General features: G+C 55.0%; 17 protein-coding genes. 15 read left to right on the top strand and 2 right to left on the bottom strand.

The features are described from left to right. Window positions 1–38 precede the first annotated feature (38 nt). The gene (locus tag N0M98_RS09175) at window positions 39–1,352 is read left to right on the top strand and encodes a sulfatase family protein (protein ID WP_259617629.1); all 1,314 of its coding nucleotides are present in this window, start codon (window positions 39–41) and stop codon (window positions 1,350–1,352) included. Window positions 1,353–1,400: 48 nt separating this feature from the next. Here the strand turns inward: N0M98_RS09175 and N0M98_RS09170 are convergent, their stop codons facing one another. Next, window positions 1,401–2,264: a helix-turn-helix transcriptional regulator gene (locus tag N0M98_RS09170; RefSeq protein WP_249861703.1), complete on the bottom strand. Its 864-nt coding sequence runs from the start codon at window positions 2,262–2,264 to the stop codon at window positions 1,401–1,403. A gap of 449 nt (window positions 2,265–2,713) precedes the next feature. Between N0M98_RS09170 and N0M98_RS09165 the strand changes: the two genes are divergently transcribed. Beyond that, window positions 2,714–4,117 (top strand): SGNH/GDSL hydrolase family protein, encoded by a 1,404-nt coding sequence (locus N0M98_RS09165; protein ID WP_259617628.1) that lies wholly within the window; start codon window positions 2,714–2,716, stop codon window positions 4,115–4,117. A gap of 71 nt (window positions 4,118–4,188) precedes the next feature. On the opposite strand, the gene N0M98_RS09160 is transcribed toward N0M98_RS09165, so the two are convergent. Next, window positions 4,189–5,094 (bottom strand): amidoligase family protein, encoded by a 906-nt coding sequence (locus N0M98_RS09160; RefSeq protein ID WP_259617627.1) that lies wholly within the window; start codon window positions 5,092–5,094, stop codon window positions 4,189–4,191. 432 nt (window positions 5,095–5,526) lie between these two features. On the opposite strand from N0M98_RS09160, the gene N0M98_RS09155 reads away from it, so the two are divergent. From N0M98_RS09155 to N0M98_RS09095, 13 genes are all read left to right on the top strand, one after another. Beyond that, window positions 5,527–6,975 carry a response regulator gene (locus tag N0M98_RS09155; protein ID WP_259617626.1) on the top strand — a complete coding sequence of 483 codons (1,449 nt, stop codon included), beginning with the start codon at window positions 5,527–5,529 and terminating at the stop codon, window positions 6,973–6,975. A 20-nt stretch (window positions 6,976–6,995) separates the two neighbouring features. Continuing rightward, window positions 6,996–8,807 carry a cache domain-containing sensor histidine kinase gene (locus N0M98_RS09150; RefSeq protein ID WP_259617625.1) on the top strand — a complete coding sequence of 604 codons (1,812 nt, stop codon included), beginning with the start codon at window positions 6,996–6,998 and terminating at the stop codon, window positions 8,805–8,807. Between the two features lie 84 nt (window positions 8,808–8,891). Next, window positions 8,892–10,421, top strand: coding sequence for an extracellular solute-binding protein (locus N0M98_RS09145; protein ID WP_259617624.1), 1,530 nt, complete (start codon window positions 8,892–8,894; stop codon window positions 10,419–10,421). 44 nt (window positions 10,422–10,465) lie between these two features. After that, window positions 10,466–11,239: an AraC family transcriptional regulator gene (locus N0M98_RS09140; protein ID WP_259617623.1), complete on the top strand. Its 774-nt coding sequence runs from the start codon at window positions 10,466–10,468 to the stop codon at window positions 11,237–11,239. Between the two features lie 159 nt (window positions 11,240–11,398). Then, on the top strand, window positions 11,399–12,235 hold the full coding sequence (locus N0M98_RS09135) for a phytanoyl-CoA dioxygenase family protein (protein WP_249861710.1): 837 nt from the start codon (window positions 11,399–11,401) through the stop codon (window positions 12,233–12,235). A 15-nt stretch (window positions 12,236–12,250) separates the two neighbouring features. Continuing rightward, window positions 12,251–13,312 carry an amidohydrolase family protein gene (locus tag N0M98_RS09130; protein WP_249861711.1) on the top strand — a complete coding sequence of 354 codons (1,062 nt, stop codon included), beginning with the start codon at window positions 12,251–12,253 and terminating at the stop codon, window positions 13,310–13,312. Window positions 13,313–13,350: 38 nt separating this feature from the next. Next, window positions 13,351–13,761 (top strand): Rieske (2Fe-2S) protein, encoded by a 411-nt coding sequence (locus N0M98_RS09125; protein ID WP_249861712.1) that lies wholly within the window; start codon window positions 13,351–13,353, stop codon window positions 13,759–13,761. A gap of 12 nt (window positions 13,762–13,773) precedes the next feature. Next, window positions 13,774–14,844 (top strand): amidohydrolase family protein, encoded by a 1,071-nt coding sequence (locus N0M98_RS09120; protein WP_259617622.1) that lies wholly within the window; start codon window positions 13,774–13,776, stop codon window positions 14,842–14,844. Between the two features lie 190 nt (window positions 14,845–15,034). Then, window positions 15,035–16,069: an Ldh family oxidoreductase gene (locus N0M98_RS09115; protein WP_249861714.1), complete on the top strand. Its 1,035-nt coding sequence runs from the start codon at window positions 15,035–15,037 to the stop codon at window positions 16,067–16,069. Between the two features lie 35 nt (window positions 16,070–16,104). Then, a complete protein-coding gene (locus N0M98_RS09110; protein WP_249861715.1) occupies window positions 16,105–17,616 on the top strand; it encodes an extracellular solute-binding protein in 1,512 nt (503 codons plus the stop codon). Window positions 17,617–17,634: 18 nt separating this feature from the next. Next, on the top strand, window positions 17,635–18,594 hold the full coding sequence (locus N0M98_RS09105) for an ABC transporter permease (RefSeq protein WP_259617621.1): 960 nt from the start codon (window positions 17,635–17,637) through the stop codon (window positions 18,592–18,594). Between the two features lie 14 nt (window positions 18,595–18,608). Continuing rightward, window positions 18,609–19,487, top strand: a complete 879-nt coding sequence (locus N0M98_RS09100) for a carbohydrate ABC transporter permease (protein WP_249861717.1) — start codon at window positions 18,609–18,611, stop codon at window positions 19,485–19,487. 50 nt (window positions 19,488–19,537) lie between these two features. Continuing rightward, window positions 19,538–20,836, top strand: coding sequence for a hypothetical protein (locus N0M98_RS09095; RefSeq protein WP_259617620.1), 1,299 nt, complete (start codon window positions 19,538–19,540; stop codon window positions 20,834–20,836). Window positions 20,837–20,897: the final 61 nt, after the last annotated feature.

Here is a 20,897-nt window from a genome sequence, read left to right as displayed (position 1 = left end):
GCTTGAGGCTGCCGGGCAATAGAGGAGGCCAATACAAAATGAAGAAACCGAATGTCGTCATGATAGTTGCCGATGATCACCGTTACGATGCGCTGCATTGCGCGGGAGATCCGGTTGTAAGGACGCCCCATTTGGATGCGCTTGCAGCCAAGGGAGTCCGTTTTGCCAATACGCATATGATGGGAGGCCGTTCCGCGGCCTTGTGTACGCCTTGCCGCGCCTGCATCCATAGCGGCGTCAGCGTGTTCCGCTGCGCGGATGGACAGACGATCGCGCCGCGTTTGGCGCTGCTGCCCGAAACGCTGCGTCATGCAGGGTATACGACGTTTGCCGTAGGCAAATGGCATAACGATAAGAAGGCGTTCGACCGCTCTTTTGGCGGGGGGAGCCGGTTGTTTTTCGGGGGGATGAACGATCATTACGATGTTCCGCTTCATGACTATACTCCCGGCGGTACTTATGAGAAAGAGGACGCTTATCGTTTGGAGGCGCATTCGACGGATGTATTTACGGAGGCGGCTGCCGAGTTTCTCAGCCAATATGAACGGGACGAGCCTTTTATGCTTTATTTGGCCTACACCGCCCCGCATGACCCGAGGATGGCGCCCCCGGAATACCATGCGATGTATCGGGAGGAAGAGATACCGCTGCCGCCCAATTACATGCCGGAGCATCCGTTTGACAACGGAGAACTGCAAATTCGGGACGAGCAATTGGAGGCTTGGCCGAGAACGCCGGAGGCGGTGCGCAAGCATAACGCGGATTATTACGCGATGATTACTCATATGGACGCAGGCATCGGGCGGGTGATGAGAACGCTGCAGGAGCGGGGACTGGCGGACAATACGATCGTCGTCTACACCGCCGATCACGGGCTCGCGCTGGGCCGCCACGGATTAATGGGCAAACAAAACCTGTACGATTCCAGCGTACGGATTCCGCTTATCGTTGCCGGAAGCGGCGTGCCCGAAGGAGCCGTCGTAGCCGATTTGACCTGCCAGATCGATATTTTTCCGACGATATGCGAGCTGACCGGCACTCCCGTTCCGGAGACGGTGGAAGGCCGTTCCCTGGCGGCTGCCATGCGCGGCTCCGACGATGGCCGCAGGGCCAAGGTAGGCGCGGCGTATAAAGAGCTGCAGCGTATGATCAAGGACGAGCGGTGGAAGCTGATCCGCTATACGAAGACGGCGGACGGACAGGGCACGGACAAGCTGCAATTGTTCGATCTGCAGGAGGACCCGTGGGAGATCAACGATCTATCGGGCTTACCGGAGTACGCCGATAAAGTGGAGGAGCTGCTATATAAGCTGCGCAAGTGGCAGGAAGAGGTTGGAGATCCGTTCTTATAAGAGTCTGTCCGATGAACCCACACACAAAATTAACTTCGTTGGACAGACTCATAAGGCGGGGGTGACGGAAGACGGCGAATACCCTCTGTACTTTTTGAATTGCTTGGAAAACGTATACGGATCGGGATAGCCGATGATCAGCGCCAATTCTTTGACCGACTGATTCGAGTGTTGCAGCAAATATTCGGCATACTCCATACGTTTCATGACCTGGTATTCCTTTAGCGGCATCCCGTAAGCCTGGTGAAACTTTTTGGAGCAATAATGGGCCGACAGTCCGGCTACTTCCGCCAATTGCGGCAGGCTGGACCGTTCCGTCGGGCGATCGTCGATATATTCTTTCAGCTTTGCGATTCCGGGATGAATTTTGTGCCGGTTCAAGGCTGACTCGTAATCGCTGTGGATCGCCGCCAAAGCATGCGAGAGAACGGCGTGAACGAGGGCGTCCTTCGTGATCGACGGAGGCAGCTGACGGTATTTATGAATCGTTTCGAACAAGTTCTGAATCAGCATCCGATTGCCCGGGCAATAACAGAAATGAAACGGCTTTATGCGGGAGACGATCAGCTTATCCTCAGTCGGGTCGTAGATGCGAAACCGCATGGGAATGATCCGAAAGGAAGTGTCCTGCTTACGGTAAGCGTAGTGCCGCGTGCCGTTCATCAGAAATAGGAGATGGTTTTGCGTCAGCCGGATAGTCCGGTCTTCCACGACATAAGTGCCTTCGCCCGAAACGACGTACAGCATATGGATATCGTCGAGGATTCGATCCGGAATGAACCATTTGGAGTTTACGCCCAGGTGGACATTATGGCTGGAGATGGCCCGGAATGTATACGGCTGAAGCAGAACCTCGCTGATCAAGCCTTCCAGAGAGTTTAGCACAGATAGATGAGTATCTTCTTTTGACATGAATCGTCCCCCTTAAACATCCGCTATAGCTATAATAAAAAGCGGGGATACGAACTGTCAAATGGGATGCTCTTTTTCCATATTGTATCGAGTTATAACATGGTATGGCAGCCGCTGCCGGAAGTTTGGCTTGTTCGCCGGGGCAACGCTTGATTTGAACGGTGTTCAATCGTAAACTAGGGAGTGCGCCTAGAAGCCCGGTGAACAAAGAGCGGAGGGGCCATTTGAATCTGGAAAAGCGTAAGCGTTCGCCTTTGAACACGGATTCTCTCCACAGAAAAACGAAAAAACAATCCAAAGAATCCGTTTTCAACAGCGATTGGAGGATCAAATGGACGCCGCAGCGGACTTTTTCACAGCCCTTCTAGCGGAGCGCGATTAGTGCCCGCAGCGATTTTTGGCAATAATAGGCCAAACGACAATTCATGAAGGAGCAGCTGAGCATACCGATGAAGAAAAATATCGCAACCATCATGGCAGCTTGTACGATTGCCTGCACTATAGCATTTTCAGGCTTCACCGCCACCGCGGCGGCTTCCGCGCCGGGTCCTGTTCATTCGTTTTACGAAAGCTCCAAATCCGGCAAGCGGATCGATTTTGTCGGCGACAGCACGACGGAAGCGGCGGCCGCGATGTTTGACCGTTTGAAAAGCAAGTATGCCTTGCCGGGAGGACCGCTGGAAGGGGCGGTATTGCAGAACCGGGGAACCAGCGGCATTACGCTGCATAATTTTGTCAATAACAGCTCGAAGAACGGCAACACGCTGGATCAGGCGGTGGCCGACCAGGCCGATTTGTATATTCTGTCTTACGGCATCAACGATATAAGAGGCAGCTCCGATTCGCCGGGGCGCAGCCCGGAGCAGATCCGGGCGGATCTGCAGATTGCCGTCGACCGCCTGCTTCATGAGACGAACGGAGCCGTGCTGCTGAGAATACCGAATCCGTTTTTAACGCAGAATGTGTCTTCTTCCATTTATTTGTCGCCGATCGAGAATGCCCAGCTGTATTCCGATCAGTTGTGGGAAGTGTACAAAAGCTTCGAGGGCTATGACGAGCGGGTCGATGTGCTGGATATTCCGAATTTGGTGTTCGGCCGCAAAGCGATGCCGCATCATCCTTTGATGAACGACACGATTCACCCGGCCGCAGCCGGATACGAAGCGATTGCGGATGCGATTGCCGACCGGCTCAGCGGGAAGATGGTTGTCAATGAACTGCCTATGGATGCGTATCTTCAAGAAAGCCCGGTAAGCAAGACGCTGTCGATTTTCAAGCCGGAAAATTTGTTTAACGACATCCCGGCAGGCGGCGCGGCGTGGGCGATCGCCAAGATCACTCCGCAAATTCTTCAGGTCGTCGCGCAGAAGGGCGAATTTTATAAAGTGAAGACATGGCTGGGAGAAAAGTGGATTAACCCCGAAGGCGGCGCTTTGGAAATTATGCCGAGCAAGCCGGATGAAAGCTTGGAGCTTAAGTCCACGACCTTCGTATTCGACGACCCTTATACGGTCAATATGGGCAAAGGGAGCGGATTTCTGCTTACGCCGCAAACGGTGAAGGTGCTGGCCCGCTGGCACGGCTACGCTTATTGGAAAAACGAGTGGTATTATCAAATTCAGACGGTGCTGGGCCCCAAATGGATCACTCTGCGATACTCGCTTCCCGCGGATGTAAAGCCCGTTCAGGAGCCGGTCGAAGTGAAGCGCGTGACCGATTTGAACGTATACCCGTGGGACGACGCCTACAAGCTGGGCCAGATTACTCCGCAAAAAGTAACTGCTTTCGAAAAAGGCGGCGACGGATGGTACCATATCCATTCCTGGGCGGGCGATGCCTGGATCAAAATATGAAGCTTCTGCTTCTGTCGGTCGAGCCGTGAAAAGAAGACCCTCCCGCCTCGGCGGAAGGGTCCATGTCGTTGTTACGGAATGCGGCGTACGATGTTCCAGCCCGCCGCGGGAAGCTCAAGGGCGTATCGGCGCAATCTGCCGTCGTCGCCTTCTATGGCTACGGACAAGCCGTCCGCATACGGCAAAATGTGATGGATTTCCCCGCCGGGCACCAACTCGCCGGCCATAGGAGCGAGCAGCGGGATCAGGGCATTGTCCAGCCATGTCCGCTCCCGAAACCAGCGGGGCGGCGCGATCGGCGCCGGATAGCCGCGAGCGGGGACGCCGAGGAGGGCCGCCAGCTCATGCGGCTTGCCGGACAGCTTGTGGCCTGCGCCGACGGCGGCTATGAAGCGAAGGCAGAGCTGCACCGTCCGGAGGATCTCTTGATAGTCCATGCTGCCGTTCGCATACCGGATCTCGGCGGTGCCGATGTCGAACCATGCGGCGGCATTGATTCCGCAGCGATGGGACTGGGGACGCCCGCGGCGGCGGACGGAATCCTCGCTCGCTTCGGCTGCGCAGCGGTCCCGCATCTCCGCGGTCACAGGAGGGCAGAACAGCAGCCGATGCTCCGCCGTGCGGAGCAAGGCTCGGAGCGCATGCTGATAAGCCAGCGCCGCATCCAGCAAGGGGAGCAGTATCCGCTCTCCCCACGGCTCGAGCCCGACGTGAACATGCAGTCCGCAGCTCCAGTTGACGGCGGCTCCTTGGGCCTGCAGCCGCTCCAGCATGACGGCGATTTGTTCGCGTTCTCCCCATAAGAGGGGAGGCGTCTTCAGCTCGCTGCCCGATTCCTCCCCCGTTTCGTCGATCAGACGTTCGTCCAGCGACATTACCCAGCCGGGCAGCAGCTCCAAATGCTCCGGCTCGCCGCCGATAAATTCGATTTCCACTCCAAACTTCAAACTCGTCCAATCCGTTTCTTTAGGCCACATCGGTTATCCTCCCGCTTTCATTATCGATTTGTACCAGTACCAATAAGAAAACGAAGAGGCGGTCCTCGGGGTTACCGGGGAACGGCGCTTGGATCGGCTTCAAGGCTTAAGGATCGCTTGGCGGGGACATTAGGTTTTGCCGTCATCGCTTGTCCTCCTTAACATTTTGTGTTGGGTATATGGGAATTATATACAATAAAGCGCGGTTTAACAACGGCATGGCGAGCGTGCTGCACTTCCTTGGCCCGGACCCGGCGAAAATGCGTCGCATCGACCGTTTTCGACATAATCCCCGCGGATTCCCCAGCCACGTTTCGCATATTTTTTTAAAGTGCCTGCCGTATAATGAAGATTATAGTAGACTTAAACCGCATGCAGGCTTAATTGTAAGCCTGTGTTTTTTCTATCGTCAGAAGGGGGAGGGGGAGGGCTATGTACCGAGTAGCGATTGTCGATGACGAACCGTGGGTGTTGAAAGGAATCCGCAATACGTTCCGTTGGGACGATTACGGCTTCGAGGTAGCTATGGAGACGACGGATTCGCAGGAAGCCTGGGAGTACATCCGGCAGGAACGGCCCGATGCGGTAGTGACGGATATTCGAATGCCGGAAATTTCCGGCATGGATTTAATGCGCAAGAGCAGAGAGGAGGGGATCGGTTCCGAATTTATCATTATTAGCGGAGCGGCGGATTTTCATTACGCTCAGGAATCGCTTCGCTTGGGCTGCTTCGATTACCTGCTGAAGCCGCTGCAGTTCGAGGAGGCCGACGCCGTGCTGAAACGGCTGCATGAGCAGCTTGAAGCTGCGCAGCGTCAAAAGGATAAAGATGTTATGGAAGCGCTGTATAAAGGGGAAGAAGCCCGCATCGAGGAGCTGCTGAGTGCCAGAGGGTTCCGGCGGCAGGGCAAGCCGCTGCAGGCGCTGTGGATGGAATCGGCGTCCGAAGCGAGGCTGGCCGAAGCGGAAGGCTGGCTGGAAGGAACCGGGCATATCGCCTTCCGGGCCGATCCGGGCCGTACGGTTATACTGGCTGCGGACGCGTCGTGCATCCATTCGGCGCTGGAAGCGCGGTGGCAGGTTGCGGACGCGACCGGGCTGTTTATCGGCGTCAGCCGCCCGTCGCCCGGAGACAGGGGCATCGCGGAAGCGATTGAAGAGGCTCGTTCAGCGCTGCAATCGTCGTTTCTGTTCCCCGAAGGCGGCGTATTTCTGTTCCGAAAAGAAAGTCTCCCGGAGCTTAGAAAACGGGTGTACGAGCTTTGTTCCGCCCTGCAGCAGCCTGCGGGGGAATATCCGATTCCGCAGTACGAGTCGTTTCCCGAACTGTTCCGCAAGAAGAAGGCGGGGATCAAAGACGTCATTTACTTCTGGAATCAAATCGTCTCCGCCCTGCATAAGCCGTTCGGCGAAAGCTCCTTGCGGGAAGAGCTGCAATTTATGGATTACGAGGAATTAACGGCGCGTTTTGCCGATTTCGAGCAGCTGTGCGCTTACTTGAAGCAGCTGGCTGTGCCGGCTGCGGAGGCTTCCGGCGCGGATGCCAATTTTGCCGTCAACGAAAACTTCGGGCTGCTTCTGGAGTACGTCGACAGCCATTATATGGAGGAGCTTCACCTCAAAGAGCTTTCCCACCGGTTTTACATTAATTACACGTACTGCTGCGACTTATTCCAGAAAACGACCAAATCGACCTTCACCGATTATATGACCCGGCTGAGAATGAAAAAAGCGGAGCTGCTGCTGAGGGAGCGGAGCCATTCGATTCATGAAGTATGCGAGAAAGTAGGCTACAAGGATTATGCGTACTTCAACAAAGTGTTTAAGAAATGGTACGGGCTCACTCCATCGAATTACCGTAAGCTCAAGGCAACCTATTGAAACGGAGGCTGGCGAGAGAAGTGCGTATCGTAACCGGCATGACCCTGAAACAGAAGCTGCTGCTGATGGTCGGCATTTCGACCTTGATGATCTTTCTTTTGCAAATTTATTATTATATGAATTTTTACGGGCTGACCGAGGATAAGGAAAATATCCACACGTCGAACATTATGAAACAGGTGGAAGAAAGACTCGTATCGTTTAATCAGGATATTAAGGACGCCGCGCTCGCTTCCGCTTATAACACGATGACGCATGATTATCTGGGGTCGGGCGATCCGATTTACCGGCTCAAATTGAATAAAATGGTCATGGAGATTCTCTCCGGCGTAAAAGCCGCGAACAAGAACATTCAGTCGATTCTGATGGTCGACAAATCGGGCAACATCATCGGCGCATCGAACCCGGACGATTACGTCGTTCTGGACGGCGTCAAAAAGAAGTACAGCTTGAATATTCAAAATCCGAAGGCGCAGTTTTACGGCAAAATAACGGCCCCGGAATTGGCCAACCCCGCTTATGTTTATATTCAGCCCATCTTTTCGTCGATCAACGACGCCAGCGACACGCCGGAGCTTGGAACCTGCGTCGTCATCTACAAAACCGACGCGTTGGATCATATCGTCAGAGATATTAAGGGGACGCCGAATTCCCGCCTGATGATTGTCGACAACGAGCAGCGCATCGTCACGGCAAGCGAAGCCGCGGCCAAAGGAAAGTTCTTCGACGTCAAGTCTCTGGACGAGCTGAGCAAAGCCGATCACGTGCAGATCAAGGAAATCGGTCCCCTCCAATGGAAAATCGTCAGTTTAATCCCGATTAAAGAAATGACGGACGAGCTTCGCGCCATCCGCAATATCGGTCTCATCATCGGCATGGTGATGACGCTGATCATTCTGGTTATGGGGCTGCTGTTTATTCGCAGCGTGACGATCCCGTTAAGCGCGATTATTCGATTTGTCAATTATATCGGCAACTACGGCGGGAAGCAGCGTCTTTTGCTGTCGGTGCGCAGCGAAATCGGCATATTGGCGGCGGAGATCAACCGGATGCTCGATAAAATCGATGAGGCGAATGAAAGGTTCATTCAGGCCAATACCTCGCTGTACCAAATGGAACTCGCCAAAAAACAGGCGGAACTGTCCTCCCTGCAAAGCCAAATTAATCCCCATTTTTTGTATAACACGTTAGAATGCATCCGCAGCATCGCCCTGGCGAGCAAAGTGATGGAAATTGTCGAAATTTCCATCGCGATGGCGCAAATTTTCAGATACGGCATTAAAGAGGAGAACTTCGTGCTGATCCGCAGCGAGATCGGCTGCATTCAAGATTATTTGCGAATCATGTCCATCCGGTACGTCGATAAGTTTCATGCGGATATCCGGATTGAAGAAAGCCTGCTCGATTTGAAAATGCCCAAAATGATTTTGCAGCCGATCGTGGAAAATGCGGTATATCACGGGCTGGAGCGCAAAAGCGGCAAAGGCGGCATCAGCATCAAAGGCTGGAAAACCAAAGACGGCTGGGTTTGCTTTGAAATTTCCGACGACGGCAAAGGGATCGAGGAAGAGGAGCTGCGCGATCTTCAGCATTATTTATCCCGCTCCGAGACGTATCAGCAGGTTCCGGGTGCGAGAGGCATGGGGCTCCTGAACATTCACAAGCGCATCCGGCTGGCCTTCGGAGATCAGTACGGCATCGAGATTGAAAGCCGGATCGACGCCGGCACCCGGGTGACGCTGCAGCTGCCCGCGCTGGATCGCGAGGACGATGAAGGGGACGAACTTCCGAAACCGGAACCAAATCGTCCGAAACGAGTCCCTAGCATCTAAAAAGAATGCGCTTACAATAATAATAAGATCTATCCGTTAACGAGCTTTCCTCAAAGGCAAGGAAGGCAGGAGGAGGATTGGCTAATGGCTCGTCTGCGCTTTGGGAACAAAATATTGACATTAGCGTTATCATCGGTCGTTTGCTACACGATGGCCGCCTGCGGCACGGGCAAATCGGAGCGAATGCTTCCTAAACCGGACGCGGTGAAACCGCCCGAGCAAGCGGCCCGGTGGGACTGGGGGAAGCCGTTCACGCTGAATGCGCTGTCCAATACGCCGAGGGAAATTCCGGATCTGGACAACCGCTTTTGGACCAAGGTTCAAGATTTGTTCAAGGTGAAGCTGCAGGCGGAATTTGTTCCGCTGGACGATTACGAGACGAGGCTGCGGCTGGTGCTCTCCTCGGGCAGCTTGCCGGAAGTGCTGGTGGTCAACACGCTCGACGACGGCGTCTTTACCAAGGCGGTCAAGCAGGGCATGTTCTGGGAGCTTGGCGAGCTGGCCGGAGATTGGAGCGATTTCCCGAATTTGGCGAAATACATTCCGGAGGAGGTGTGGAAATACACAAGCATCGACGGCAAGCGGTATGTGATCCCGAGGGTGCGCCCCCTGCTCGACGGAGGGCTCCATTGGCGGCCGGATTTGTTTCGGGCGCTGGGGCTTCCCGAGCCTGCTACGCTGGACGACTATATCGGCGGTTTGAAACAAATCGTCGACGCTTATCCCGAGCGCCAATATGTCGGGCTGCATTTTGAGGAGTCGTTCTTCGGAGCCTTCGGCGGGTTCGAACCGGTTTACAACGGGGAAGGAGGGCTTGTTCACAAATATTTTACCGACGCTTATACCGATTTTGTAGCCTGGTACCGCAGCGTGTACGCGATGGGGCTGATGTCCAAGGAGTTTGCCGTTCTCAAAGGGAGCGACAAGGAATATATGTTCCGCTCGGACAAGGCGCTGACGTTTCAGAAAAATATGTATCACAGCTATACGTACGACCAGGATTTGAAGAAGCTCGACCCGCACTACGAGGCCGGCGTCATTACATATTTGAACGGTCCCGACGGGCATACCGGAGAATTCGGGGTCGGATATACGGGAGGCTTCGTCATTTCCCGGGAGGTGCCGAAAGAGAAGGCGCTGCGCATTCTTCACATGTACAACCAGGCGGTTTCATCCGAAGTGACCGAGCAGCTGCTGCACGGCTTCCAAGGCATTCATTACCGGGTCGTCGGCGGGGAGAGGGTACCGACCGAGCTGGCCCAGAAGGAAATCAGCAATGCGGTAATGCAAATTTTCCCGAATGCGCTGGACCCGTGGCAGAAGGTGATTAATACGGCCGCCCCCAAAGAGTGGAACGACCGGATGAAGGAGACCGCCAGAACGCTCTACGGCGCCGAGCATGCGATCGACCCGTTCCGCGTCATCCGTTCGGAGACGTGGCTTAAGGAATGGCCGAAGATTCAGGACGAATACATCGCGATGAGAACAGCGGCCATTATGGGAGTGATTTCCATGGACGATTACCGCGAGTATGTCAGGAAGCAGCGGGAGCAGCCGCAATTTCGCAAAGCGTTTCTGGAGTTTGCCGAAAGCTACGAGCTGATGTTTCAGTAGATGTCCAAGAGAGAGAAGTTACCGCGAAGGGAGCCGATGTCGATATGTTAAACATTCATTCCTGTTATGTGAGAGATTTGAGCGGCAAATGGGCTTTGGGCCGATCGTTGACGCCGAGCTATTTGCTGATCTTTATTACGAGCGGGAGGCTGGTTTATCACGTGGACAACGAGGACTATCCGCTGCAGAAGGGAGACGCGCTGCTCATTCCGGCGGGCTCCTTTCGGTGGGCGAAAGCGCTGGAGGATCATCAGCGGTATGCCGTTTTTTTCGAGCCTACCGGAGACGACAAGCAACTGCTGCCCATCTTATCCGAGAACCGGGCGTATAAGCTTAGGCTGGACAACACCGCCTACTTTAAGCAGAGGCTGTCCATCCTGCTGCATCATTGGCTTCAGAAGGGGCCTTACGTCAATGCGGCCTGTTCGGCGATTTTGATGGAGGTGCTCAGCGTTATCAATCATGAATTGGATCATAGAGGAATTAAAGGTAAAAAAACCAAGATGGTCAAAGATATTAAAAATTATATCGCCGCCCATTACAGCGACCCTCTGAAGCTCCAGGATTTGTCGGCTTACAGCGGGAGAACGCCCAATTATATTACGTGCGCCTTCAAGGAAGTGACCGGATTTACGCCGATTGAATATTTGCATGTCGTCCGGGTTTCCGTCGCCAAGGACTTAATGCTGGAGAAGTCGATGTCGGTAAGGGAAATTTCCGAAAAGACCGGATTTTGCGATCAGGCCTATTTCAATCGGGTGTTCAAAAAGGTGACCGGTCATTCGCCGACCGCTTTCCTGCATCAGAAGTCGGGGTAAGCATCGACAAAAATATTTGCCGCCGAACCGTAGAATCGTACAAATGCCAACGGATCATTAATGGTCTGAGCCGTGAAAACGAACTATGATGTAGTGGAAAGCCGGCGGTCTTCATTCGGGCCGCCCGCCATTAGACCAAAGAACGGAGGCAATGAACCCATGGATGCCAGCTGCTTGCGGTACTCGCTAACGGAAGAAGAACGCCAAACCTTTGACAAGACGGGTTATCTCGTGCTGGAGGACGCTTTAACCCCGGAGCAGGTCGAGGCTTTGACCCGGGAGGTCGACCGGATTCACGATGAGAAGGTCCAGGCCGGGCATGAGGCCAACAAGGCTTTGTTTTATCCGAACTTTATTCCCGATCACAAGCTGTTTCTCGACCTGGTGGACTATGAGAGGGTGCTGCCCAAAGTATGGGGGATTCTGGGCTGGAACATTTATTTGTATCATGCGCATATGATCGTCACGCCGCCGAGCGGTCAGGAGAAAAGCGACAAGACGTTCGGCTGGCATCAAGACAGCGGACGAATGAACGTGGATATGGAAACGGTGCCGAGACCGAGAATGTCGCTGAAAGTGGCCTACTTTCTGTCCGACTTGCAGGAGCAGGGAAGGGGCAACTTCTGGATCGTGCCGAACAGCCACTTGAACAATACGCTGGATAAGCCCGCAGGCGGCCACGGCCAGCCGGAAGGCGCGATTCCGATCTGCGTGAAGCCCGGGACGGCGGTGTTCTTCGACCGGCGGCTGTGGCATACGGCGAGTCCGAACTGGTCGGATATTACCCGCAAAGTATTGTTCTACGGATACGGCTACCGCTGGATTCGGACCAAGGACGATATGACCGTGCAAAGCTTGTGGGCCGATAGCGAACCGATCCGCCGGCAGCTGCTGGGAGCGGGGACGAACTGCAACGGATATTACACGCCGACGGAGGAAGATGTGCCGCTGCGAGGTTGGCTGGAGCGGCACGCTCCCGATCAGGTGGCCAGATAAGGAGGGGGAGCGGCAATGGCAGGAAAAGAAAAACCGGGAATTATCGATTGCGACGTTCACCCGATTCCGAAGAGCCTGGATCAAATCCGGCAGTATATGCCGAAGTTTTGGCGGGACCGGTTTCGCGGAGGCGGCAGGGGGCTGTTCTACGGCAATCCGTCGCACGGCATGCGGCTTGATTCGAATCCGCCGGACGGCGGTCCGGCCGGTTCCGACCCGCAGTTCGTTCGCAAGCAATTAATCGAAGAATACAACATGAAACATGCGATTCTCATTCCGCGCGAAAACAGCTGCCAATTTCCCGATCTCGACTACGGCAACGCGATAGCGTCCGCCTACAACGAATGGATCGCCGATACGTGGATCGGGCCGGATAATCCCGACGGCGTGTTCAAATCGTCCATCGTCATCAACCACAGCGACCCGATCGCTTCCGCGAAGGAGATTGACCGCTGGGCCGGCCATAAGCATATCGTGCAGGTGACGACCGACTCGGGGGCCCGGTTTCTGATGGGGCACCGCAATTTCCATCCGATCTTCGAGGCGTGCTGCCGCCATAATCTGCCGCTCGCCATTCATCCGGGACTCGACGGCATCGGCATTAACATTTTGCCGTCGCCGGGCAATCCCAGCCATTATATCGAATGGCATACGTGCATGTCGCTCAGCTTCATGGCGCATCTGGTCAGCCTGCTGACCGAAGGCACCTTCGAGCGCTACCCGGATTTGCGCATCGTGCTGGTGGAGGGCAGCTCCACATGGATCGTCCCCTTAATGTGGCGGCTCGATATGGAATACAAGGCGCTGCGCCATGAAATTCCATGGGTGAAGAAGCGGCCGAGCGAATATTTGCGCGATCATGTCCGCATCACTTCGCAGCCCTTGGAGAGACCGGACAGCGACGAAGACATGATGCACATGCTGAGGATGATGGACGCCGAGCATATTCTGATGTTCTCCAGCGATTATCCGCACTGGGACTTCGACAGTCCGAAGCTGGCGTTTCCGAGATTGCCGGAGAAGCTGTACAACCGGATCTTTTTTGAAAATGCGCAGGAGTTTTATGGGCTGGCGTAAAGCTTGACTGCCGTTCATCGGGGAGGAGAGTATGGTCAATGGGCAAACATGTCGTAGGAAGCACCGGCGATATTAAAGCCGGGGAACGGAAAATCGTTCGTCTGGAAGGCATTTCGATCGGCGTTTTTAATATTAAAGGAACATATTATGCGGTAAAAAACAGCTGTCCGCATCAGCTGGCTCCGCTCTGCCTCGGCAAGGTGACGGGAACGACACTGCCGTCCAAGCCCGGGGAATTTCTGTACGGCAAGGAGGGCGAGGTTGTCCGCTGCCCTTGGCACGGCTGGGAATTCGATCTGACGAACGGGCAATCGCTGTTCGATCCCAACAAATGCCGGGTCAAAACATATGAAGTCGGAGTCGAAGCTCCCGGCGAGGAAGAACCGAGACTGGAGACCTTCCCCGTCGATGTTGAGGAGGAGCAGGTCGTCGTCACCATTAACCGGTAAGGAGCAGATCGTATGGACAAAATCAACCGGCACAGCCATTATCCGTATGGCATCATCGATTGCGACGTGCATCCTTATCCCGCCGATAAGGACGCGATCAAAGCCTACTTGAGCCAGCCGTGGCGCGACCGGTACAACGGCGGAGGCCGGGGCCATTACAGCAATCCCGTTCACGGGGAGCGGCTCGATTCCCGGCCTCCCGGCGGCGGTCCCGGAGGATCGGACCCCGATTTTCTAAGGGAGCAGCATATTAAGCCGTACGGAATCGACCACTGCGTGTTGCTTCCGCGGGCGTTCTGCAACCTGCACCCGGACCCCGATTTCGCCACGGCGATCGCTGCGGCCTACAATGAATGGCTCGCCGAGACATGGCTCGGCAAGCATAACTATGACGGCGTATTCAAGGGCTCGATCACGATCGCGCATCAAGATCCCGCCGCCGCAGCCGCCGAGATCGACAAGTGGGCGGGGCATCCGCATTTCGTGCAGGTGATGACCGATTCCGGCGCGAGAGCGCCGTTCGGGCAGCGGCAATATTATCCGATCTACGAGGCTTGCGCCCGCCACGGCCTGCCGTTCGCCATTCACCCGGGCACCGACGGAATGGGCATTAACATTCAGCCTTCGCCGGGGTATCCGACCCATTATATCGAGTGGCATACATGCCTTTCTCTCGGCTTTCAAGCGCATTTGGTCAGCTTTATTACCGAGGGCGTCTTCGAGAGATTTCCGGACTTCCGGATCGTTCTGGTCGAGGGCGGCGTCGCCTGGCTGCCGGCGCTGATGTGGCGGCTCGACGCGGAATATAAAGCGCTGCGCTATGAAGTGCCGTGGCTGACGAAGCGGCCGAGCGAATATTTGCGCGATCATGTCCGCATCACCTCCCAGCCGCTGGAGCGGCCGGATCAGGACAGCCACCTGCTGCAGACGCTGGAGATGATGGATGCGAAGCAGCTGCTGATGTTCGCCAGCGATTACCCGCATTGGGATTTCGATTCTCCGCAATTCGCGTTTCCCAAGCTTCCGGTCGATTTGCGCAAGCGCATATTTTCCGATAATGCCAGAGCTTGGTATGGATTATAAAGAACGGCGGGACCGCCTGATGCGCACCGGCTTCAATAAGCTCCCCGCGTCAGGCGAATCAGGTGCAAAGACTGCGTTGGGCAAAAGCCCGGTGAAAAAAGAGCGGAGGGGCCATTTGAATCAGGAAAAGCGTAAGCGTTCGCCTTTGCAAACGGACTTTTTCACCACATTTTTAGAGGAGGGACAGAGCTTGGTTCGCATTTCGTTATCGGAGCTGGAACGGTTAACATATGAGCTGCTCAAGGCGGCCGGGTTATCCGCAGAGCATGCGGGCGTAGTAGCCGACGTCTTCATGCGGGCGACGTACCGGGGCGTCGGGCATCACGATATTTATGAGCTCCCGGGCCGGATTGACCAATTGCTGAAAGGCGGCATTAACGCCAAGCCCGCGATCAAAAGGCTGCATAAATATGCCGCGCTGGAAAATTACGACGGAGATAACGGGCTCGGCGAGCTGTGCGGCATGTTCATTATGAGACGCGCCGAGAAGCTGGCGGACGAACACGGCATCGGCTTGTGCGCGATCCGCAACACCCGCCATATATTGGCGTCGTCTCCGTATGTGGAGGCGGCTGCGCAAGACGGCTACATCGGCTATATCGTAACGAGGGGCGCGCCGACGATGGGAGCTCCCGGCCGCAAAGAGAAAGTGATCGGCACGAGCCCGATGGGCTACGCGGTGCCTACGGACAAAGGCTACCCCTTAATGTTCGACGCCTGTCTGGCGTACGCCTCGAACGGCGTATTGTCCGATAAGGCGCAGGCGGGGGAACGGGTGCCGGCGCACTGGGGGCTGGATGCGGACGGCAATCCGACCGACGACCCTGCGGCGATGTCGCTACCGAAGGGAGGCACGCGACTGCCGATCGGAGGACATAAAGGCTTCGGCCTGACGATTCTCGGTGAAATACTGACCGGTCTCCTGTCCGAAGGCCAGCTGATCGACGAGCCTCAACCAGGCACAGGCGAAGTCGGCGTGCCGTCTCATACGGCCGTCTGCATTAAAGCGGACGGACTATTGGGACGGGAGGGTCTCGCCCGCAGAACGTCCGAGCTGATCGGCCGGATGGAAGCGCGCGCGCCCGGTCTGATCGTCCCCGGCAAACGTTCTTCCGAGAGCAGGGTCGGCATCTTGAGCCGGGGCGGAATCGATGTGCCGAAGGGATTGATCGACAAGCTGAATGAACGGGCGTCCCTGCTGGACGTGACTCCGTTAACGGGTTGAGAATGGCGTCTATTCAAGATAAGGAGTTGGTTGAAATGGAAAAAAGGGTGATCAAGAAATCGGCCGCTTTCCTTACGCTGGCTTTATCGCTGGCCGCACTATCCGCATTATCCGCTTGCAGCTCGTCCGAAACCGCGGGAACGAAGTCAGGCGGCGGCGACGGAGCCGAGGCGGGGGCTGCGGATAAGCCGTTCCGCTACAGCACGATGGTCTCGACATTCGCCGAAGTGCCGGATATGAAAAATCAATTTTGGACGCGCTTTCAAAAGGAAAACAATTTGGAGATGGACGTTCAGTGGATTCCCGATCCCGAGTTTCAAACCAAGCTGAACCTGGCGCTTGCCTCCGGGGAGCTGCCGGATGTGGTCTCCGCGCAAAACCCCGACGACATCAACACGCTGAATGCGGTCGAGAAAGGCGTATTCTGGGATTTGGACCCGTTCCTCGGCGACTTCAGCCAATATCCGAATTTGAAGAAAAACATTCCCGAATCGGCGTGGAAATATTCCAAATACAAAGGGACGCATTTCTTCATCCCCCGGGCCCGCTCGCAGATTAATACCGGGTATTTGATCCGCAAAGATTTGCTCGATGAAGCGGGAGTGCCGCTGCCGCAAACGACCGACGAACTGTATAACGCCCTGAAGGCGGTCAAAGCCAAAAATCCGCAAATGATCGGCACCTTATTTATGGAAAACATGCAGTCTGCCTTCGGCTCGTTTAAGCCGCAGTACAATGCGGAAGGCGGGATGTACCGGAACGTGCTGACGGACGGGTATACGAGCATGGTCGAATGGTACCGGATGCTGTACAAGGAGGGCTTGATGTCGCCGGAGTTTTCCGCGATCAAGGGGGCGGAGCCGGACAATTTCTTCGCAGCCGGCAAAACCGTATTCCATACGAAAAACTTCTGGCATCAGTACCGGATGGAGCAGGAGAACAAGAAGATCAAGCCGTCCGCCGAAGTCGACATCGTTCCGTATATTACCGGCCCCGGCGGCAACGCCTCTTATTTGGAACCGGGCTACACCGGCGGTCTGTTCATCCCGAAGAAAGTGCCGGAAGACAAGGTGAAGAAAATACTGGAGGTGTTCAACCGGGCGGCGAGCGAAGAGAATTCCAAAGCGCTCTTCTACGGCTACGAGGGCACGCATCATAAAGTGGAGAACGGCAAATATATTATGACGGATGTCGGCTTGAAGGAAATTCAAAGCTTCACCAACGATCCGTTCTCGATTAAACGCAATGAATGGGATAAGGTAGACAGTCCGCTGGCGCCGGTCGAAGTCGACCTGGCGAACCGGGAAACGGTCAAGGTCGTGTACGATAAGCTGACGGTCGATCCGTTCAAAATCGTCCGCTCGGCGACATGGGCCGCCGAATGGCCGAAGTATGCCGATGAATTCGAAACGAAGCGGACGGAAGCGATTATGGGGAAAATTACGATGGATGAATACAAAAAATTTATCGACGGGCTCAGAAACAACGCCGCCCTCAAAAAAGCCTTTATGGAGACGGCCCAAAGCTACAAAGAGTATTTTGGCTAAGCCGGAAGGAGCTGGCATATGAAATCCAGGGAGCTTGCGTTACACAAAGCCTCTTTCAAACTGAACGAACGGCTCGGCCGGCGCTGGTCCGCTTATGTGAAATACCGGCACATGTATTTGCTGGTGCTGCCGGGCTTTCTGTTCTTCGTCATTTTCAAGCTCGTTCCGATGTGGGGGCTTCTCATCGCCTTCAAAGATTATAATCCGGTCGTAGGCTTCGCCCAAAGCCAGTGGGTCGGACTCCAATATTTTGCGGAGATGTTTGCCGACGAGCATTTTTATATTATGCTGCGCAATACGCTGCTTATTAATATCTTCGGGCTCGTCTTTTTTTTCCCGCTGCCGATTCTGCTGTCGGTCATGCTGAACGAAGTCAGGCATGAGGCGTTTAAACGGATCAACCAGTCGCTTGTGTATATGCCCCATTTTTTGTCGTGGGTCGTCATCGCCAGCCTCACCTTCTTCATGCTGTCCGTGGACGTGGGGCTGGTCAATAAAATCGTTAGAACGATGGGGCTCGAGCCTTATTCCTTTATGAACGACAGCAGGCTGTTCTGGGGGCTGCTGACCGTGCAGGGCATATGGAAGGATACCGGCTGGGGGACGATTATCTTCCTCGCCGCCATCGCCGGCGTCAACCCGGAGCGTTACGAGGCGGCCGTCGTCGACGGAGCGAGCCGCTTCCGGCAAATATGGCATGTCACCCTGCCCGCGATCCGGCCGACGATCGTCGTGCTGCTCATTCTCCGTTTGGGCCATATGACGGATGTGAACTTCGAGCAGGTGCTGCTGATGATGAACCCGCTGGTGCGGAATGTGGCCGATGTGTTCGATACGTATGTGTACAACAACGGCATCCTGCGGGGGATGTACAGCATCGGCGTCACGGTGGGCTTTTTCAAAGGGTTCGTCGGTCTCGCTTTAGTGATGACTTCCAATTATATCGTCAAAAAAATGGGGCACGAAGGCATTTATTAGGAGGGATACGAAAGATGAGCTTTGTGCACCGCAAAAAAAGCACCGCATTCGATTATGTCAATTACGTACTGCTTGCGCTCATTTCGGTCTGCTGCATATTTCCTTTCTTCTACGTATTGGTCGTGTCGCTGACGGACCGTTCCGTGTACGTGCCCTATTCGTTCCAATGGTTTCCCAAGAAATGGTCGCTCGAAGCTTACAGCTACATATTGTCGTCGAACAGCTTTATCAACGCCTTAAAGAGCACCGTCTTCATCACGTGCTGCGGAACGGTTCTGAATTTGCTGTTTACCTTCACGATGGCTTACGGTTTGACGGAAAAGCGGCTTCCCCACCGGAAGCTCATTTACGGCCTGGTCGTATTCTCCCTTGTGTTCAGCGCAGGGATTATCCCGAGCTTCCTGCTCGTCAAGCAGCTCGGGCTTATGAATTCGTACTGGGCGCTCATTTTGCCGGCGCTGACCAACGCCTGGAGCCTGATCGTCGTCAAAAGCTTTATGGACTCGCTGCCGCACGAGGTTATCGAATCGGCCAAAATCGACGGCTGTACCGATCTCGGCGTATTTATCCGCATCATTTTGCCGCTGTCCAAACCGGCGCTGGCCGCGTTCCTGCTGTTTTTTGCGGTATCGCATTGGAACACGTACTTCAATGCCGTCATGTTTTTGACCGACTCCAAGAAGTGGACGCTGCAGGTGCTCGTCAAGTCGCTCGTGCTCGACAACAGCGCCAAGACGGCGGGGATGGAGGCGTCCATCGGAGATTCCTCGCCGCCGTCGGAAACGGTTCGCTCGGCATCGATCATGCTGGCCGTTCTGCCCATTTTATTCATCTATCCGTTTTTGCAAAAGCATTTCGCCAAAGGCGTCATGATCGGCTCGGTGAAGGGCTGACCGCCGGATGAACGCCCCGTTCAATTACAACGTAATCGGGAGGGAAACCCATGTATATTAAAGAAATTGCCGCCAGCTTGTACCCTTGGGATTTGCACGATGAAGGCGCCGATGCGTGCGTCGGCAATCTGATGGAGCACGCCGATGTCAACAGCGTGTATTTGGTAGGCATTATGCATAAAGAAAAGCGTCCTCTGCGGGGGCTGTACTATCCGCACAATCCGAAGCGCAAGTTTTACTTGCCGGAAGACAGCCGGGTTTATTACCGGATGGACGAGAACAACTTCCGCAATACGCCGCTGAAGCCTATCTACAGCTCCGTGGAATGGCTGAAGGGAACCGATTGGCTGGATACGCTCATCGAGAGCGCCAGAAAAAACGGCCTGAAGGCGGGATGCGAAATATCCCATACGATTTTTGACGCGAAGGTCGCGATGTCCGAGTTTCCTTATACGATGCAGCGCAACGTAAAAGGCGAGATCGTGGGCAACATCGGAAAGCTGCTGTGTCCGAACAACGATCATGTGCGGGAGTATATTTTGGCGCTGTTTTACGACACGGCCAAAAATCACGATATCGATTTTATTCAAAGCTGCCTCATCTTGTTCCATGAAGGCGCGAGGACGAAGGTGCCGAACGACGGCGCGAGCACCGATCATGAGCTGGACCTGCTGATCGGCTCGCTGGAAGGAGGATGCTTCTGCGACAGCTGCAAAGCGAAGGCGCAGCAGATGGGGTACGATTGGGAGAAAATAACGGCCGATCTGTCCCGCTTGTACGACGTGGCGAAGCAGGCCGAGCTGGGGGATTTGATGGAGAAGAAGCTGCTGGATGCCGGCAATTTGACGGCGGCGGGCTTTCTGCTGGAGAATCCGTCCTTATATCAATGGCTTGAATTCAGGCAGAAGAGCATCACCTCGCTGTTCCAGGGCATTTACGCCCGCGTGAAGGAAGCGAATCCGAAGGTGGAGTTCCGCTATAACACGTATTTGAAATATCCGGAGATGGCCGGATTAAGCTTCTCGGCGATCAAGGATTATATCGATTCGGTGCGGGAATCCGATTATGCCGAACGGCTCGGCGACATTGCCCAGTTGAGAGCGAAGCGGGAGAAGCTGATGAAAATCAGGAGGGGTATCGGCTACGAGAAGGATTTGATTGCGGCCGTCGACGTGCGGCCGACGGATAAAGGCGAATCGAACGAGCAGGTGCTGCGCACGAGCGTCAATCTGCTCAGCAACTACGGCATTGACGGCATCTCTCTCGGCCATTACGACGAGGCGACGTTCTCCAGGCTGAAGGCGGTTAAGGACGGCATGGCGGACGGGGAAATTCAGTTGTTCAAGTAAGGACCCGGCGGGCGGGGCTTCCGGCTGGGAGCTCTCGCCGCACAACAAGGAGGAGTGGAGC

This window comes from Paenibacillus doosanensis (genome assembly GCF_025060755.1).
Lineage (GTDB): Bacteria > Bacillota > Bacilli > Paenibacillales > NBRC-103111 > Paenibacillus_S > Paenibacillus_S doosanensis.
The sequence above is the reverse complement of the archived record's forward strand: the minus strand, read 5'-3'. Positions and strand labels throughout refer to the sequence as shown.